Source organism: Actinosynnema sp. NPDC023658, assembly GCF_040639995.1.
Lineage (GTDB): Bacteria > Actinomycetota > Actinomycetes > Mycobacteriales > Pseudonocardiaceae > Actinosynnema.
This window is the reverse complement of record NZ_JBFAAX010001444.1, coordinates 1-1,126: the sequence shown is the minus strand read 5'-3', so window position 1 is coordinate 1,126 and position 1,126 is coordinate 1. Positions and strand designations below refer to the sequence as shown.

2 protein-coding genes are annotated in these 1,126 nt (G+C 72.6%); both read left to right on the top strand.

From position 1 onward, the window contains the following. The coding region (locus tag AB0G02_RS41685; RefSeq protein WP_360806548.1) for a thiamine pyrophosphate-dependent dehydrogenase E1 component subunit alpha at positions 1-698 on the top strand (698 nt) is incomplete at its 5' end. Then, positions 698-1,060: a hypothetical protein gene (locus tag AB0G02_RS41680; protein WP_360806545.1), complete on the top strand. Its 363-nt coding sequence runs from the start codon at positions 698-700 to the stop codon at positions 1,058-1,060. The genes AB0G02_RS41685 and AB0G02_RS41680, both read left to right, overlap by 1 nt. Positions 1,061-1,126 lie beyond the last annotated feature (66 nt).

Genomic DNA, 1,126 nt, shown 5'->3' with positions numbered 1-1,126 from the left:
GGCGCGGCGGGTCCATGCACGCCGCGGACTTCGGGCTGGGCATCCTCGGCGCGAACGCGATCGTCGGTGCGAACGGCGCGATCACCGCCGGTGCGGCCTGGGCCGCCAGGCAGGAGGGCGGCGACCAGGTCGCGGTCAGCTTCTTCGGTGACGGCGCGGTCAACCAGGGCGTGCTGCTGGAGGCGATGAACCTCGCCGCCCTGTGGCGGCTGCCGGTGCTGTTCGTCTGCGAGAACAACGGTTACGCCACCACCCTGACCGTCGCGGACTCGGTCGCCGGCACGATCACCGGACGTGGCGCGGCGTTCGGGATGCCCTCGGTGACGGTGGACGGGATGGACCCGCGGACGGTGCTCGACGCGGCACGCGAGGCGGTGGACCGCGCTCGTGCGGGCGGCGGGCCGTCGCTGGTCGAGTGCCTGACCTACCGGTTCGACGCGCACCACACGTGGGAGCACAAGGTCCGGGTCCGCTACCGCGACGACGAAGAGGTCCGGAGTGGACGTCGGAGGGACCCGGTGGTGATCCAGGGCGAGCGGTTGACCGCGGAGGAGCGGGAGGGGGTCGACGCGGAGGTCGAGTCCACAGTGGACGCGGCGGTCGCGTTCGCGCTCGGCAGCCCGCACCCCGACCCGGTCGGCGCGCTCGACCACCTGTACGCCACCGGGATGCGCGGGCGTCCGGGCGGTGGTGGCTGATGCCGTGGTTGTCCTACCAGAAGGCGCTCAACCGGGCGCTCGGTGACGAGATGGCGCGCGACCCGGCGGTGTTCGTGCTGGGCGAGGACGTCCGCGTGGCGGTCTCGAACGTGACCGCGGGCCTGCTCAAGCGGTTCGGACCGGACCGGGTGCTGGACACGCCGCTGTCGGAGCAGGCGTTCACCGGCTTCGCCACCGGAGCCGCGTTGCGCGGTCGCCGTCCGGTGATCGAGTTCCAGATCCCGGCCCTGCTGTACCTGGCGTTCGAGCAGATCGTCAACCAGGCGCACAAGTTCTCGCTCATGACCGGCGGCCAGGCCCGCGTGCCGGTGACCTACCTGGTGCCCGGCTCCGGGTCGTAGACCGGGTGGGCCGGGCAGCACTCCGACCACCCGTACGCCCTGTTCGCCCACGCGGGCGTGAAGACG